This is a genomic window from Leifsonia poae, from assembly GCF_020009625.1.
In the GTDB taxonomy this organism is placed as follows: Bacteria; Actinomycetota; Actinomycetes; order Actinomycetales; family Microbacteriaceae; genus Leifsonia; species Leifsonia poae_A.
Genome location: NZ_JAIHLP010000002.1, coordinates 1,269,614 through 1,285,433 on the forward strand (window position 1 = coordinate 1,269,614; position 15,820 = coordinate 1,285,433).

The following is a 15,820-nucleotide window of genomic DNA, read 5'->3' on the forward strand; positions in this document are numbered from 1 at the left end:
ACTTTCGTCGTCCCGCTCGGCCGTGCGCTGCTACTGGTTGATCCCGGTCCAGCCGTCGACGAGCTGCTTGCCCAGCTGGTCGGAGGTGATCTGCCCGGCCAGGAACTGCTGGTAACCCGGGGTGGCGATCGTCGTCTTCCAGTTGTTGTACTTCGTCAGGCTGTTGAAGGCGGGGTTCACCAGGTTCTTGCCCGAGGCCAGGATCTGCGGCCAACCGTTCTTGTCGGCGGTCAGCTTCGAGAGCGCGGCGAGACCCGAGGCGGTCGGCGGAACCTGTCCGTCGGCGAGGTTGATCTTGGCGAGGTTGTCGCCCTTCATGTAGAAGTTCACGAACTCCGCGGCTGCCTTGACGTTCTTCGACTTGGCGTTCACCGACAGGGTGATGGGGGCGGCGAGTTGCGAGGCGCTCGTGCTTCCTTCGAGCGCCGGGAGCACCATCCAGTCGAAGCCGGCCGGAACCTCGGACTCGATGTTCGCGATCTGGTACGAGCCGGCGACGGTCATCGCTGCCTTGCCGCCGTAGAAGGTGGCCAGCACATCCGAGCTGGACTGCGTCACTCCGGTCGGGTCGACGTATCCGCCTTTGATGAGGGCCTCGACGCGCTCGGGAACCTGCTTCTCGGCATCGCCGAACACGGCTTTCGCGTCGCTCCCCTCACCGGTGAAGTACTTCGCGCCGAAACCGGTGCCGAGGTAGGCGAACACGGAGGTCGGGCTCTTCAGACCCCAGGTCAGACCGTGCACACCGTCTTTGGTCGTCTGCTGCGCGAGCTTCTCGAAGGTGTCCCAGGTCATGGTGTCGCCCGTGGGGATCGTCACGCCGTCCTGCTCGAGGAGCTTCTTGTTCGCGAACACCACGTAGGTCTGCACCTCGGTCGGTGTCGCGATGAGCTTGCCGCCGACGGTGAGCGACTTCTTGGCGCCTGCGTCGATGTCGCTCACGGTCTCGGCCGGGAGAAGCTTGCTCAGATCGGCCAGGTAGCCGGCGAACGGCAGGATGTCGCTGGGTGCGTCGTTCTGGATGATGTCGGGGGCGACACCGCCGGAGAACTGCGTGGTGAGCTTGTCCTGCAGGTTGTCGGCCGGAGCCTGCACGAGGTTCACGTGCACGTTCGGGTTGGCCGTGTTCCAGTCGGCGACGATGGATTTCGTCGCCGCGATCGCGGCCGGCTGGTTGTTGAAGTACTGGTAGGTGAGCGTGGTCGTGCCGCCCTCGCTCGGCGAGCTGGACGGGCTGGAGCACGCGCTCAGGGAGAGCAGGGCGACGGCCGCGGCAGTGGCGGTGATCGTGTGGCGAAGCTTCATCACTTCGGTCCTTTCGGTTCGGGTCGGTGCTGTGGAGTAGTAGTGCGGGTAATGCGAGTACTGCGGGTGGTGCGTGCAGTGCGGGCGGTGCGTGCGGGGCGTCAGCCTTTGACGGCCCCGGCGAGGAGTCCTCCTGTCAGGCGACGCTGGAGGATGGCGAAGAAGATCACGCTCGGGATGCTCGCGATGAGCGCCCCGGCGGCGAGGGGCCCGATCTCGGAGAGGCCCTCGCCGTTCGAGAAGGTGCTGAGCGCCACCGACAGGGTGAAGTTGTCCGGCGATTGCAGCAGCACGAGGGCGAAGAAGAACTCGTTGTATGCGGCGACGAAGGTGAAGATCGCGGTCGCGACGAGCCCGGGGCGCAGCAGCGGGAACACGATGCGTGTCATCACCTGCAGCTTCGTCGCGCCGTCCGTCGCCCCGGCCTCTTCGACGTCGACGGGGATCGCGGCCACGTAGCCCTGCAACATCCAGAGCGAGAACGGGAGCGTGTAGACGACGTAGACGAGGATCAGGCCGCCGAGCGAGTCGATCAGTCCGATCGTCCGCAGAATGAAGAACAGGGGAAGGATGAACAGAGCAACCGGCACGATCTGGCTCACCAGGATCCAGCCCGCGCCCATCGCCCGGATCTTGCCCCGATAGCGGGCGAGCACGTAGGCGCCCGGCACCGAGATCACGACGACGACGACCGTCGTCACGACCGAGACGAAGATGCTGTTCCACGCCGCCCGCACGAGCCCTTGCGCGTCGAACGCTGCGGTGAAGTTGTCGAGGGTCGGCCGCAGGGGCACCAGGTTGACGGTGAGCGAGTTCAGTTCGCTCGGCGACTTGAACGCGGTCGAGATCAACCACAGGAAGGGGAAGCCGAGGAACAGCAGGAACCCGGCAAGGGCAATGTACTGCAGAGTGCGGATGACGGTCCGTCGGGTTTTCACGCGTCCGCCCCCTTCCTGAAGCGGCGGAACAGGAAGAGCGAGAGCACCAGCAGCAGGAAGATCACGATGACATCGGTCATCGCGGCCGCCATCCCGGTGTTGCCGTTGCGGAACGCCTCGATGTAGACGAACAGCATCGGCAGCAGGGTTTTGCCGCCCGGCCCGCCAGCGGTCATCACGTAGATGATGCCGAACGAGTTGAAGTTCCAGATGAAGCTCAGCGACACGATCGAGACGATGATCGGTCGCAGGGCGGGCAGCGTCACATGGATGAACCGCGACCATGCTCCGGCCCCGTCGACCCGCGCCGCCTCGAGCAGCTCGCCGGGCACCTGCTGCAGACCGGCCAGGTAGCTGATCGTGTTCTGCGGCATGCCGGCCCAGACCCCGACGAGGATCACCGCGGGCAGCGCGAGCGAGAAATCGCCCAGCCAGTTGACCCGAGGTCCGCCGAGGCTGGTGATGAACCAGTCGAGCGGACCGTTCGTCGGCGAGTAGATCATCTGCCACATGATCGCGACGACGACCGGGGGCATCGCCCAGGGGATGATCGCCAGCAGTCTCGCGATGCCCCGGAACCGCAGATCCGTGTTCAGCAGGAGCGCGAGTGCGAGCCCGCCCAGGAACTGCAGCAGCGTCACCGACACCGACCAGATGGCCCCGATGCCGAACGCGTTCCAGAACGCGCCGTTCTTCAGCAGCCGCACGAAGTTGTCCACGCCCACGAAGTCGGGCGCGCTCTGACTGATCAGCTGCGAGTTGGTGAACGCCAACGACACCCCGATCAGCAGCGGCACGACGCTCAGCACGATGACGGGGATGAGCGCGGGGAACGCCAGCGCCACCGCCTCGTTGCGCTGACGCGTCGCAAGCGCCGACCGCGTGCCGGCGCGGTTCGAGGCCTTCGGCGTCTTCTCGCCGGGCTGGAGCTCACGGACGGCCGTCACGAGCGCATCCCGATGACCGGCGACGACACGGTTGACTCGCGAACGATCAGTTCGGGGACCACCTCGATCGAGCGCGGCTCACAGGCCGGGTCATCGAACCGGTCGAGGAGCAGCCGGGCGGCCAGACGTCCGCGCTCACCCGATTGCAGCGAGACGCTCGTCAGCCGCGGGTTGTAGACCGAGGCGATCTCGGTGTCGTCGATACCGGTGATGGCGATGTCCTCCGGCACCCGCAGACCCCGGCCGATCGCGGCGCTGATCGTCCCGACACCGATGAGGTCGTTGCCCGCGACGACAGCGTCGAGCGGCGTCTCCGTCGCCGCCAGCCGCTCGAAGAGCTCGACCGCCGCAGCGCGCCCCGCCGACACGGTGAAGTCGTCGGCAGCCACCTGCAGGTCCGGGTGCACGTCGACGCCGAGTCGGGTCATCGCGTCGACGAACCCCCGACGCCGCGCGGCACCGGGGTTGGTGTCGAGCGGGCCGTTGATGAAGGCGATGCGGCGCCGTCCGATGGCGACGAGATGCTCCACGGCGTAGCCGACCGCGACAGAGGAGTCGATGCGCACGCTGTCGATGTCGACGTTCCGGTGCAGTGAGCCGATCACGACGACCGGCACCACCGCATCCACGATGGCGCGCCGCAGATTCGGCGTCACACGGATCGGCGAGATGATGAGACCGTCGCCCACGCCGACGTTGAGACTGTGCACGAGTTCGGTCGTCTGCTCGGGGTCACGGCCGGTCGCGACGATGCTCAGCCGGGGCCCGTGGCTGCCGAATTCGCGTTCGATGGAGCGCAGCATCTCGACGTAGTTCGGGTTGCCGATGTCGTCCACCGCGAAGACGACCTGGCGTGTGCCGCCGAGCCGCAGCGAGCGCGCGGTCGCGTCGGGCAGGTAGCCGAGGCTCTTCGCCGCCTTCTTGACCTTGCGGACCATCTCGACGCTCGCCGAGTTCCCGGTGAGGGCGCGGGAGGCGGAGGCCAGCGAGACGCCCGCCGTCTGGGCGACTTGGTGGAGCGTCGGCTTGGCTGACGCGCTTCGGGTCATGGGTCCTTCTCCTCGTCGAGAAAGGGTGGAAACGTATCCAGTTTTGGAAACGTTTCCAAATTCGGGTGTTTGAGGGCGGGAGTACGTTAGTTGCAACCGGGCGGGATGTCAACGGCGAGCGGAAGACGCCCTCGGTGACTCAGCGTCCCGAGATCGGAAGACCCGCCGCCAACGCGCGGAAGGCCGCGACGGCGAGCTCTGCCGGTGCCGCCGGCCCGACCGGCGGGTCGTCCGTCAGCGCCCAAACCTCCAGCGCAATTCGGATGGCCGCCGTCGCCGCCGCGGCGACCAGTGCAGTCGTCGCCGGTGCCGCATCCGGCTCGGCCCGCTCCCCCACTACGACGCGCAGCAGATCCTCGGACTCGCCGTTGACCCGGAACCAGACGCCGCGGAGCGCCGAATCGGTCTGGGCCGCACGGAGCAGACCCCGGATCAGGAGCAGCCCGCCGGCCCCGGACTCGTCTACAACGAGAAGGGAGCCGTGGATCGCGGCTGAGATCGCGTCGACCGGAGCGGCGTCGGGGTCGGCGGCGGCCAGCAGAGCGCGCCAGCCCTCTGCACCCACCGACAGCAGCGGCGCGACCGCATCCTCCTTGCTGCGGAAATACCGGTAGAAGGTGCGCAGCGCAACACCGGCGCGCTGGGCGATGGCTTCGGTCGTGACCGCATCCGGGCCGAGCTCGGTGAACAGCTCGGCGGCGGCCTGCGCGATGTCGAGTTGCGTTGCCGCCTTGCGGCGCTCCGTGAGCGTGCGGGCCTTTGTCTCCATCGCTGAGAATCGTACGCCCTGAGCCTCGCGGATGCGCGAATCGACACAATGGCATTCTGTGCCACTAAGGCGTAGTGTGTAGACCAGATTCCCGATTGGAAAGGTCGAACACCCATGAACCGCTATGAAGGACGCCGTGTGCTCGTCACCGGCGGCGGATCCGGCATCGGACAGGCCACCGTGCTGCGCATGCTCGCCGAAGGCGGCACCGTCGTCGCCGCCGACGTGAGCGAAGCCGGCCTCGCCGACACCGTCACCAAGGCCGGCGACGCCACCGGGCGCCTCAGCACCGTCACCATGAACATCGCCGACGAGACCTCGGTTCGCGAAGGCGTCGCCTCCGCGGTCGCCACCCTGGGCGGCCTCGACTCCCTCGTCAACGCCGCCGGGATCCTGCGCTCCTCGCACACCCATGAGACCACGCTCGACCAGTTCGAGCAGGTGATCCGCGTCAACCTCGTCGGCACTTTCCTCGTGATCCGCGAGGCGATCCCCGCGCTTCTCGAAGGCAACGGTGCCGCTGTCGTCAACTTCAGCTCCACCTCCGCCACGTTCGCCCACCCGTACATGGCCGCCTATGCCGCCAGTAAGGGCGGAGTGCAGTCGATGACCCACGCCCTCGCCACCGAGTACGCCAAACAGGGCATCCGTTTCACGGCCGTGCAGCCCGGCTCCATCTCCTCGGGTATGACCGACGGCTCCGGCCAGAGCAAGCAGAGCGTCGGCCCCGGCCTCCCCGCCGACGCCGATATGTCCCTCTTCATGAAGCTTGCCCCGGCCATCGGCCAGGGCTTCGCGGGCCCGGAAGCGGTCGCCTCCGTGGTCGCCATGCTCGCCAGCGACGACGGCGCCTTCATCACCGGCACCGAGGTGCGCATCGACGGCGGCACCCACTTCTAGAACACACTCCGACGCGCCCGGCGATTCGCGTCGCCGGGCGCGCCCGCATCCCCTCTTCGGGCGAGCGGACGTCAGCGCAGGTACTCGGAGCGGAACCGGATGAGCGGCCGCGCGAGCGGGCTCGACGCGGTGCCCATCGCCACGACCTCGCCGACCACGAGCGTGTGCGTGGCTGCCTCCACCGTGTTGGCCGTGCGCAGCTCGAACCAGGCGAGCGCGCCGTCGATCAGCGCCGGACCATCCGGGTCACGGCGGAAATGCGGAATCTGGCCGAGCAGGCCGACCAACGGGCTGCCCTGCTCGCCGAGCGCATCCGCGACCGCGCCCTGGTCGGCGGCGAGCACGCTCAATCCCCACCTCCCGGCCTCAGCCACTGTTTCGGCCATTCGCGACAGCGAATAGAGACTCACGAGCAGGGTGGGCGGATCGTACGAGACCGACAGGTAGTCGGTGACGGTCACAGCGTTGTCCCAAACCCCGTGGTGCGCGGTGACCACCGCGACCCCCTTCGCCGCGTTGGCGCCGAGGGCCGAGTAGAGCCGGCGATCCTCCTCGGTGGGGCCGGCTCCGGGGATCACCCGCTGCGTTCGCCGCGAAGCATCCGCTTGCATGCTGCCACCCTATGCCGCCCCGGTCAGCCGGGCATGCGCCGCGTGCGAGCCGACACAACGACGGCCACGCCTCCCAGTATCACGAGCAGTGCCAGCCCCACCCACGGCGCCGGTCTGCTTCCGGTATCGGCGAGTCCACCCCCGGATGCGGGCGCCGCATTCGCCGCCGCGGTCACGGTCACATCGGCCCAGACCGAACCGGAGTCGGCGCCGCGCAACTCCAACCGGTGCGCCCCGACGGCGAGCTGCGCCGGAACGGTGATCTGGGTGCGGAAGGATCCGTCTGCTGCCGCGGTGACCGTCGCCAGCAGAACCGGGTCGGAGTGCATCCAGATCTCGACCGTCTCCCCGGCCGTGAATCCGCCGCCGGCCACCGCGACCGTCGCGCCGGCCGGGAACGTCGACGAGCCGAGCACCGGATGCGGCGGCTCTGTGACGGTGTCGCCGGCCGCGCTGGTCGCCGTCACCGTGCCGAAGCCGGGCTTGTCCCCGGTGACCGCGACGCTGAGCCGCGCGCCGCGATCGACGCCGGCGACGATGTACTGCGACGCCGTCGCCCCGCCGATCGGCACACCGTCTCGGAGCCACTGGAAGGTCAGCGCGACCGGTGCCGGCGACCAGGCGGCAACGGTCGCCGTGAGGACGGCGCCGACCGTGGCCCGACCGGAGACGGTCGGCGTCTGCGTTCCGAGCACTCCTCCGTTCACGAGGGCGGTGGGCAGGCTCGTGGTCGTGACGTCGTCATAGCCGGGCCGCGATCCCGTGACGCCCACCGTGATGGTGCCGCCCGCATCCGCGGCCGTCAGCAGGTAGGTCGGCATCGTCGCACCCGCAATCGGAGTGCCGTTGCGCGCCCAATGGTAGGCCAGCGCGACGGGGGACGGACCCCAGGCCCCCGGCACCGCCAGCAGCATCCCGCCGACGACCGCCGGGCCCAGGATGACCGGCACGTCTGCGGTCAGCGACCCGCCCGTGACGATGCCGGTCGGCGGACTCGCGACGGTCACCGTGGTGAAGCCGGCCTTCGACCCGGTCACGGAAACCGTGATCGCCGCCCCCGCGTCATCACCCGTCACGACGTAACTCGCCGCTGTCGCGCCTGCGATGTCCACGCCGTTCCGCGCCCATTGGTAGGAGAACACTGTCGATGGAGTCCAGACCCCCGGCGAGGCCGTGAGGGTGTGGCCGACGTTCGGCAGACCGGAGATGGTCGGCACGGCCGAGATCAGGGTTCCTCCGGTGACCAGCGCCGTCGGAGCGCTGACGCCGGAGGTCGCAGCGTACAGGGTCGTCGTCGCGGTCACGACCACCGTGATCCGAGAACCGGCATCGTCGCCGACGAGAACGTAGCTCGCCGCCGTCGCATCCGGGATCGGAACGCCGTCACGGCTCCACTGCCGCAGCAGGACGAGCCCGGTCGACGGCGACCAGGTTCCGTCGGTCGCGGTGAGTGTCTGACCCACCTCGGCGGTTCCCGCGATCACGGGTGCCGCGATCGAGGTCAGCACACCGGGGGTGACGGATGCGGTCGGTGCGCTCGTGACGGTCGCGCTCGCATAGGAGGTCTTCTTCCCGGTCACGGCGACGGTGAGGCTCGTCCCGAGGTCGGCGGCCACGAGCGTGTAACCGGCACCGGTTCCAGCGGAGCCCGCGATCGCGACGCCGTCCCGCTTCCATTGGTAGCTGAAGGTGACCGGTGCCGGGCCCCACGTGCCGGGAACCGCCGTGAGAGTCGACCCGAAGGCGGCGGTCCCCGTGATCGTCGGTACGGCTGTGGTGAGGCTGGACTGCACGGTCGCCGTGGCCGCGCTCACGGTCGTCACCGGGTTGTAGCCGGGTTTCGTTCCCGTGACGCGGACCGTGAGCTTCGCTCCGAGATCCGCCGCCACGATCGTGTAGGTCTGACCGGTCGCGCCGCCGATCGCCGTGCTCCCCCGGTACCACTGATAGCCCAGATCGACCGGCGCCGGCAGCCAGTCGCCCGCAGCCGCCGTCAGCGTCTCGCCGACACCGGCGACGCCGGAGATGGTCGGCGTCGGCGTCGCCGTGAGCCAGCGGCCCAGCGTGACGTTGCGACCGGTGAGCGCCTGGCCCGCGGTGAGCGTGATCCTGTCGGCGTCCTTCATCGCGGCAGCCGCCGTGTACCACTGCGTGCCGTAGGCGCTGCCGCTCGGCGGGTCGAACCGCAGCCCGTACTGGCCGGCAGCGAGCTGTCCCACCGAGTATGCGCCCGACCCGTCCGTCACCGTCGTGGCGACGGTCGCCGCCAGGGTGAAGGAGTAGACGGTGACCGTCGCGCCGGCGACGACAGCACCATCGTCGGCGCCGGTCAGCGTTCCGGCGATCGAGCCGGCGCGGGAGAGCCGGGCATCGGTCGGGTTGGCGGCGACCCCCGAGGTGATGGAGACCGTCAACGCTCCCGCTTGCGTCGCACTGCTGCTCCACCACGTCGCGAGATACGGCGCCCCGGACGAGGGGACGAACTGCAGCTTGTACGAACCGGTGCCGAGCCCGGGCACGCGATACCGCCCGAGCGAATCCGTCACGGTCGAGCCGACCGCGGTGTCCACCCCGCCGACGCTCCGGAATGCGTTGACCGTCACCCCGCCCAGCCCGACCGTCGGCGCATCCGAGCCGGTCACGGTTCCGAAGAGCCAGACACCGGTGCCCAGCGTCGCGTCGACGCCGGACCGGGCGTCACCCGAGCCGAGCGTGATCGCGCTGGACATGCCCAGCGACGGCGCATCCGACCACCACTGGGAGGTCAGGCCGCTGCCGGCCGGACCCTGGAACTGCACCGTGTACGCACCGGGGTCGAGCTGGGTGAACGTGTAGTGGCCCGCCGAATCCGTCTGCACCGACGACACGAACCCGCCGGCCGGCGCGGCGTGGAACAGCGCGACCATCGAGTCGACCAGCGGGCCCGAGGGGCCCGTCAGCGTGCCGGAGAGCGTTGCGGCCGCCAGCAGGGTGACATCCTGTCCGGTGAGATCCTGCCCGGTCGACACGACGACCCCGTCGACCCGGGTCCTCGAGGCGAAGGGCGCGCCCGAATCGAATGTCAACGAGTACGTGCCGGCGGCGAGATCGGGGAGGGTGTACGCACCCGAGCCGTCCGTCGTGCCGCTGATCGTACATCCCGCGCTCTGACACCAGCCGTACATCACACCGGAGACGGGGCTGCCGTCGCCCGCCCGGACGACGCCCGAGATCGAGGCAGACCTGGCCAGCACCGCGTCGATGCCGGAAGTGTCGGCTCCCGCGGCGACCATGACCGCCGTGCCGCCGCCGAACCCGAGCACGTCGTTCCAGGTCTCTTTGAGAAATCCGGACGAGGCGAATGCCACCTGGTAGCTCCCGGCCGGCAGGGCGGTCACCCGGTAGCGACCGTCGGCATCCGTCTCGAACCAGCCGAAGAAGCGGCTCTCGTCGAAGCTCTCGATGCGCACGACGTTCACGCCCACGATCGGGGCGCCGTCGGCATCGGTCACCCGGCCGCTGATCGAGCCGCCTGTCGCCAGGGCGACGTTCTTCACGACGGACCCACCGGCGGCGAGCGTGAACCGGCTGGTCGTGGTGGGGATGTACGAGCCGGCCGGATCAGGCGTGAACGACACGGTGTATCGATCGGCGTCGAGCCCGCTGAACGAGTACGTGCCATCGGTCGCGGTCGCCACATCGTCAGAGCACTGCCCGGAGGACTGGGCGCAGACATCGACGACGACACCGGCGATCGGGAGCCCGGTGCTCGCATCCGTCACAGTTCCGCCGATCGTTGCGGTTCCGGCGGCGAGGGCCGCCGGTGCCACGAACTGGCCTGTCACGACGAGCACGATGGCCGCTGCGAGCAGACCTCCCCCACGCACGAAGCCCCGACGGCGGCCAGAGCTCGGGCGGGCGGAGTGCGGGCGGGCAGAACGGAGTCGCATCATCAACGGGGTCACATCCTTGCAGGCAGAGTGGGCACGACAAGCATTTCCGAGCGCGCGCGGCTCCGCACTGAGTAAGAATTACCCGGCGCCGTCACGACGCCCACAATGAGGGGATGCGAGACCGGCCCCCGCAATGAGAGACTGATCTGCCGCGTCGGTCTCGCCCGAGCCGAACCCCGCGCCGCGCTCTTCAGGTGGTGACCCGTGCTGGAATGGCCGATCATCGTCGACGAGTCCATTCGTGACCGACTCGTCGACCGTGTCACGTCTCGGCGCGCCCGGGTGCAGCTGGTGTGCGGGCCGAGCGGCATCGGCAAATCGACGCTCACGGCGTCCGTCGCCGCCCGGCTCGAGGCGACCGGCCACACCATCCTCCCCATCGTCGGAATGCCGGAGCTCCGAGATGTTCCGCTCGGTGCGATGGCTCCCCTGCTTGCACACACCGACGCACCCGTCACCGAGTCGGCGGCCGACCGGCTGCAACGCCTGTTCGCCCTGGTCGCCTCCGCCGGAGCCAAGCAGGTTCTCGTGGTCGACGACGGTCCACTCCTCGACGACATCACGGCCTCGACGATCTTCCAGCTGGTGCGGGTGTACGGGGTCAGCTGCGTCATGACGGCGCGCACCGAGCATCCCCTCACCGGCCCGCTGCACCGGTTGCACGACGAGGGATTCGTCGAGACCACCGAGCTCGACGGGCTCCGCGTTCCGGTGGCCAGGCGACTCGTGCAGATCGCGCTCGAGGATGCGGTCGAACCGCAGAGCCTGCGCTCCATCGTCGAGCGCGCCGGTGGCAATCCGCTCTTCCTGCGCGAACTCGTGCTCGCCGTCGCCCGCAGCGGAACGGTCACGCGCGGCCGGGTCGGACTCATTGTGGACGCCACGACGCTGCCCGAACGCCTGCGCGACACCATTGCGCAACGTTTCCGGGGGCTGGCCGCCGAGGAGCGCACGGTCGCCGAGCTGATCGCCGTCGCCGAACCGTTCCCGCCGCGGCTCCTGACCGAATCCGGTCTCGTCGAACAGCTCGACCGGGCCGGCCTGATCGCCCGCGCCGCCGACGGCGAGCTGTTCCTCGCCCACCCGCTGTTCGCGGAAACGCTCATCGAGCTCATGACCGACCAGCAGCGGGATGACCGCCGGATCGACGCGGCCCGCCGGTTGCTGCTCAGCGACCGGGCCGACCACCGCTTTCAGGCACTGTGCCTGCTTGCCGAGACCACCGCGCCGCCGCCGCCGGCCGAGCTCGCCTGGGCCGCCTCGTACGCGCACACGGTCGACGACCACGCGCTCGCCCTGCGGCTCACCGCCCGCTCCCTCGACCGCGCCGCAGCACTCGGCGAGCCGCCCCTGTTCGAGGCGCTTCTCGTTCGCGCGGACGCGCTCGCCGTCTCGGGCCTCCCCGAAGACGCCGACGCCGCATTCGTCGAGGCGGAGCGGGCCGCCCAGACCGACGATGACCGGGCGAACGCCGCCACCCGGCACGGATTCCATCTCGCCGTACAGCGGCAACGCCCAAGGGACGCCGTCGCAATGGGGGCCGCCGCCATCTCGTCGATGGCCGAGTCACCCGCGCGTGCGTACCTCGCCGCCAACCTGGCCAAGTGGCGGCTCATGGCCGGCGAGCCGCCCGAGGCCGACCCGGATCCGACCGGCCAGCCCGACGCGATTTCGGCCGAGCCGGCCGACCCGGTGACCACCTTCAACGCCGATCTGTACCGCATGATCGCGGCGGCGGTCGCGGGCGACATCGTTACCGCCCGTGCCGCGATCACGGCCGGCCGACCCCACGCGGAGGCGGCCCGCTCGGTCATCCGTCACGGCGTCGAGCTTCTCGACTTCGCCGACTTCTTCGTCGTGGCGTTGCAGAACGGTGTCGACGACGCGATCGAGCTCGCGAGGCGCAAACGCGGCGAGTTCTTCGAAGAGTCCGTCGGGATGTGGAACTACGGAATCGCGCTGTTCACCCTGCACAGCGGTGCAACGGCCGAAGCGCTGGAGTTCGCGACGGCGGCCGAGGAGCAGCTGACCTGGCGCGACTTCCTCGGCGCCCGAGGTGCGGCCACCGCCCTGCGCGCGACAGCGGCCGCCCAGCTCGGCGACCGGGGACGCGCGGTCGATATCCTCGCCACCATCGACGCGGACGCCCGCGCCTACGTCGTCACCGAGCTGCAGGTCGCCGAAGCGGAGGCGTGGCTGCACATCCGCTCCGGCGACGAGGCTGCGGCCGTCGCCGTGCTCAGTGCGGCCGTCGACCACGGCATCGACTCCCGCTACTTCGCTTTCGCCGCACTTAGTGCATCCGTCGCCGTACAGCTGGGGCGAGCGGATGCGGTGCTCGACCGGCTGCGCCGCATCGGCGCCCTGGCCGACGGCGCCCTCGTCGCAGCTCTCGTCGCCCACGCCGAAGCGTCTGCGGTCGGTGAAGCCACCCCACTGCTCGACGCGGCAGACCAGCTCTCGCGTGTCGGGCTGCGGGCCGCGGCCGCCGCCGCCGCCCGTCAGGCGGCCAGAGCCGCCGGCCAGACCGGCGACCACGCTCTCGCCCGCCGGGCCTCGCTGCGGGCGAGCGCACTCGGTTCCGGACTGAGCGGATGGGCACCCCGTGACCCCGACCCCGCCGAGAGCGCCCTCTCCGATCGCGAGTGGGCGATCGCCTCGGCCGCGGCCGGACGGGAGCGCAGCAAGGAGATCGCCGCCCGTCTCGGCCTCTCCGCCCGCACTGTGGACAACCACCTGGCGAACATCTACCGCAAGCTCGGCGCCTCAGGCCGCGACGACCTCCGCCGCGAACTGGAGGCGATGGGCGGCCTGACCGGGCAGACGACGTCACGTTCTGACGATTCGTCCCGACCCTGAGCGCACCCTCGAGAATTCAGAGCCGTGGGCGTGCGGACTCAGCAGGAGCATAGGTCGTTGCTAGCCGGCGCCCGGTCCCCCGGGTCGACACTTGTGCGATGAGGGTGCTCCAGACGATGCGTCACAGCGTCGGAACGTTGTTCCGGGCGCGTCTCGACGTTCCCGTCACGGCGCCGGTCATCGAAACGCCCCGACTGCTCCTCCGCCCCTACTGCATGACGGATGCGCGTTCCTGGCTGCGCATCGAGAAGGACCCGACGATCGCCTCGAGTCTGCACTGGCCGCACCGGGATGCGCACCAGGCGCTCGAACATCTGCGGGACCGCACCCACCACACCACCGTTGCCCACGTCGACGACTTCCTCGTCTTGGCGATGGAACTCGATGGCGCCGTGATCGGCGACGTCTCCATGCACCTCCGCGACGCAGCCCCCGACACCCGGGGCGTCGAGGCCGGCTGGCTCCAACTCGCCGACTACCGGGGCCGCGGCTACGCCACCGAAGCCGTCGCCGCCCTCCTCGAGTTCGCCTTCGACACCGTTCACGCCCACTGGGTTTCCGCCGTCATCGACAAGCAGAACCTGCGTTCGAGGTCGCTGGCACAACGCCTCGGCTTCCACGCCGAAGCGGAGTCGGCCGGCCAGGTCACCTTTCTGCGCACCGACCCGGTGGTATCGGCGGGCTCGCATTCGAGCGCCGCCGGGCACACCGTCGCGCGTTCCTCTGGGCGCAGCGTGGGACGGACCTGACGCACTGAGGCCGCGCCGCGCGAATCACTTGCACGACCTCCGTCTTACGACGGAATGAATCGCGCGGCCAGCGCCGCGGCCGCGCCGTCGACGTCGCCACGAACCTCCACGTCGGCGACGACCGGCTGCACCAATCCGACCTGTTTGAGCACCCCATCGACCAGCTTTGTCTGATCCCGACCTCGCACGACCAGCTTCTCCACCCGAGGCCGCAGCAAGCCGCCTTCGACCTGGAGCCGTGGTCGCCCCTTGTATCGCTTCGCATCGATCACCCAGACCCCGAACGGCCCGACGCCGCTCATACTCCCGCCGCGCCGACGACCCGGCACCACTCCACCCGTCAGACACAGCGAAACCACCGCGCCGTGTGCGCCGGCGCTCTCTCACGACGTGGGGACATGGCCCGACGGTACTGCGAATGCGTCGCGCACCGCGTACCCGCATTGTGGGGGGGTGGCGGCGGATCATAGCCGCGACGCGTTCCCATTGTGTGTTCACGCCATGTCATGTCAGACGGTTCATGTCGGATCCGTCGATCCGGGGGCGAGCGTCATACGCTATGACGCGTGGGGAGGACGATCCGAGATCGGGTGCCGCTTCGACCGCGGTGGGCCGCGGACGCTGCGTTCGTCGACGAGTCTCAGCGCGCCGCCAGGGCGGAGACGTCATGACGCACCAGCTCACCCGCGACCAGGCCCGACTCATCGCGGTGCAGGCACAACTCCTGGACGCGCGCCGCCCCGACGATGTCGTCGGGATCGCTGAGCAGCTCGGGGCCATCAAGATCGACCCGACGGCCACGATCGCGCCGGCGGAGCACACCATCCTGTGGTCGCGGATCGGCTCGACGTACGACAGGGGGCAGCTGCCGAAGGCCGTCGAGTCGGACCGGCTGCTGTTCGAGTTCGACGGAGCTTTCCGTCCCGTGAGCCTGCTGCCGTTGATGTTGCCGGCTATGCGGCGCTGGCCGCGCAGGGAAAGCAGCAGGCAGTGGCTGGAGGCGAACGACCGTTTCCGAATCGAGGTCCTTGCGCGGCTACGGGCCGAAGGGCCGCTCCTGGCCAGCGAGATCCCCGACACCGCCGACGTGGCCCGGCCGCCGGATGGCTGGTCGGGGCCCAACCAGGTCGCGCACATGCTCGACTTCCTCCAGCGCCAAGGGAAGGTCGCCATCGTCGGGCGCGATGGACGCCATCGTCGGTGGGATCTGGCCGAGCGCGTGTATCCGCACGATCTGCCAGAGTACGAGGCCGACGAGGCAGAACGGTTGCTGAACGAGCGAAGGCTCCAGGCGGCCGGTATCGCTAAACAGCGATCACCGTGGACTCCGGTCGGGGATGCTGGCGAGCCGGCGACCGTCGAAGGGATGCGGCAGAAGTATCGCGTCGACCCCCAGGCGCTCACCGCGCTCGAGAACGATGAGGGCGGCCGGGTCGCATTCCTCAGCCCGTATGACGGGATGCTCTTCGATCGTCCCCGACTGCGCGAACTCTTCGAGTTCGAGTATGTGCTCGAACAGTTCAAGCCGAAGCCGCAACGGACGTTCGGGTACTTCGCCCATCCGATCCTGATGGGCGACCGATTCATGGGCATGCTCGACGCCGAGGTCGACAGCGAGCGCGAAGAACTGACGGTCACCGCGGTTCACGAGTTCGTGCCCTTCGACGAGGTCGAGCACGACATCGTCAACGCGGAGATCGCGGACCTCGGCCGGTGGCTGGGCGTCGACGTGCCCGAGTGGTGAAACTGAGGGATGCGGGG

Annotated in this window: 12 protein-coding genes; 4 read left to right on the forward strand and 8 right to left on the reverse strand. The window is 69.4% G+C overall.

The annotated features are described in order from the left end of the window. Positions 1–30: 30 nt before the first annotated feature. From K5L49_RS06720 to K5L49_RS06740, 5 genes are all read right to left on the reverse strand, one after another. Positions 31–1,305 (reverse strand): ABC transporter substrate-binding protein, encoded by a 1,275-nt coding sequence (locus K5L49_RS06720; protein ID WP_223691370.1) that lies wholly within the window; start codon positions 1,303–1,305, stop codon positions 31–33. A gap of 101 nt (positions 1,306–1,406) precedes the next feature. Further along, a complete protein-coding gene (locus K5L49_RS06725; RefSeq protein ID WP_223691372.1) occupies positions 1,407–2,243 on the reverse strand; it encodes a carbohydrate ABC transporter permease in 837 nt (278 codons plus the stop codon). Next, positions 2,240–3,190 carry a carbohydrate ABC transporter permease gene (locus K5L49_RS06730; protein WP_223691373.1) on the reverse strand — a complete coding sequence of 317 codons (951 nt, stop codon included), beginning with the start codon at positions 3,188–3,190 and terminating at the stop codon, positions 2,240–2,242. The genes K5L49_RS06725 and K5L49_RS06730 overlap by 4 nt, the downstream gene beginning before the upstream one ends. Beyond that, the gene (locus K5L49_RS06735; RefSeq protein ID WP_223691374.1) at positions 3,187–4,239 is read right to left on the reverse strand and encodes a LacI family DNA-binding transcriptional regulator; all 1,053 of its coding nucleotides are present in this window, start codon (positions 4,237–4,239) and stop codon (positions 3,187–3,189) included. Before K5L49_RS06735 ends, K5L49_RS06730 begins: the two co-directional genes overlap by 4 nt. Before the next feature lie 139 nt (positions 4,240–4,378). After that, positions 4,379–5,008 carry a TetR/AcrR family transcriptional regulator gene (locus K5L49_RS06740; protein ID WP_223691375.1) on the reverse strand — a complete coding sequence of 210 codons (630 nt, stop codon included), beginning with the start codon at positions 5,006–5,008 and terminating at the stop codon, positions 4,379–4,381. Between the two features lie 114 nt (positions 5,009–5,122). Here K5L49_RS06740 and K5L49_RS06745 point away from each other — a divergent pair, with 114 nt between their 5' ends. Beyond that, the gene (locus K5L49_RS06745) at positions 5,123–5,908 is read left to right on the forward strand and encodes an SDR family NAD(P)-dependent oxidoreductase (RefSeq protein WP_223691376.1); all 786 of its coding nucleotides are present in this window, start codon (positions 5,123–5,125) and stop codon (positions 5,906–5,908) included. A 71-nt stretch (positions 5,909–5,979) separates the two neighbouring features. Here K5L49_RS06745 and K5L49_RS06750 read toward each other — a convergent pair whose 3' ends face one another. Both K5L49_RS06750 and K5L49_RS06755 read right to left on the reverse strand, forming a co-directional pair. Next, positions 5,980–6,519 carry a flavin reductase family protein gene (locus K5L49_RS06750; protein ID WP_223691377.1) on the reverse strand — a complete coding sequence of 180 codons (540 nt, stop codon included), beginning with the start codon at positions 6,517–6,519 and terminating at the stop codon, positions 5,980–5,982. Positions 6,520–6,542: 23 nt separating this feature from the next. Then, positions 6,543–10,451 carry a beta strand repeat-containing protein gene (locus tag K5L49_RS06755; RefSeq protein WP_223691378.1) on the reverse strand — a complete coding sequence of 1,303 codons (3,909 nt, stop codon included), beginning with the start codon at positions 10,449–10,451 and terminating at the stop codon, positions 6,543–6,545. 204 nt (positions 10,452–10,655) lie between these two features. Here K5L49_RS06755 and K5L49_RS06760 point away from each other — a divergent pair, with 204 nt between their 5' ends. Next, a complete protein-coding gene (locus tag K5L49_RS06760) occupies positions 10,656–13,310 on the forward strand; it encodes a LuxR C-terminal-related transcriptional regulator (RefSeq protein ID WP_223691380.1) in 2,655 nt (884 codons plus the stop codon). A gap of 98 nt (positions 13,311–13,408) precedes the next feature. Continuing rightward, positions 13,409–14,059 carry a GNAT family N-acetyltransferase gene (locus K5L49_RS06765; RefSeq protein ID WP_223691382.1) on the forward strand — a complete coding sequence of 217 codons (651 nt, stop codon included), beginning with the start codon at positions 13,409–13,411 and terminating at the stop codon, positions 14,057–14,059. A gap of 44 nt (positions 14,060–14,103) precedes the next feature. Here K5L49_RS06765 and K5L49_RS06770 read toward each other — a convergent pair whose 3' ends face one another. Further along, positions 14,104–14,361, reverse strand: coding sequence for a hypothetical protein (locus tag K5L49_RS06770; protein WP_308116527.1), 258 nt, complete (start codon positions 14,359–14,361; stop codon positions 14,104–14,106). A gap of 365 nt (positions 14,362–14,726) precedes the next feature. On the opposite strand from K5L49_RS06770, the gene K5L49_RS06775 reads away from it, so the two are divergent. Next, positions 14,727–15,803, forward strand: coding sequence for a DNA glycosylase AlkZ-like family protein (locus K5L49_RS06775; RefSeq protein ID WP_223691384.1), 1,077 nt, complete (start codon positions 14,727–14,729; stop codon positions 15,801–15,803). Positions 15,804–15,820: the final 17 nt, after the last annotated feature.

What these genes read in the sequence shown, in the direction of transcription:
- K5L49_RS06720 (WP_223691370.1), bottom strand. Translation starts at nt 1,305, where the DNA reads ATGAAGCTTCGCCACACGATCACCGCCACTGCCGCGGCCGTCGCCCTG.
- K5L49_RS06735 (WP_223691374.1), bottom strand. Translation starts at nt 4,239, where the DNA reads ATGACCCGAAGCGCGTCAGCCAAGCCGACGCTCCACCAAGTCGCCCAG.
- K5L49_RS06740 (WP_223691375.1), bottom strand. Translation starts at nt 5,008, where the DNA reads ATGGAGACAAAGGCCCGCACGCTCACGGAGCGCCGCAAGGCGGCAACG.
- K5L49_RS06745 (WP_223691376.1), top strand. Translation starts at nt 5,123, where the DNA reads ATGAACCGCTATGAAGGACGCCGTGTGCTCGTCACCGGCGGCGGATCC.
- K5L49_RS06750 (WP_223691377.1), bottom strand. Translation starts at nt 6,519, where the DNA reads ATGCAAGCGGATGCTTCGCGGCGAACGCAGCGGGTGATCCCCGGAGCC.
- K5L49_RS06755 (WP_223691378.1), bottom strand. Translation starts at nt 10,451, where the DNA reads ATGATGCGACTCCGTTCTGCCCGCCCGCACTCCGCCCGCCCGAGCTCT.
- K5L49_RS06765 (WP_223691382.1), top strand. Translation starts at nt 13,409, where the DNA reads ATGAGGGTGCTCCAGACGATGCGTCACAGCGTCGGAACGTTGTTCCGG.
- K5L49_RS06770 (WP_308116527.1), bottom strand. Translation starts at nt 14,361, where the DNA reads ATGAGCGGCGTCGGGCCGTTCGGGGTCTGGGTGATCGATGCGAAGCGA.
- K5L49_RS06775 (WP_223691384.1), top strand. Translation starts at nt 14,727, where the DNA reads ATGACGCACCAGCTCACCCGCGACCAGGCCCGACTCATCGCGGTGCAG.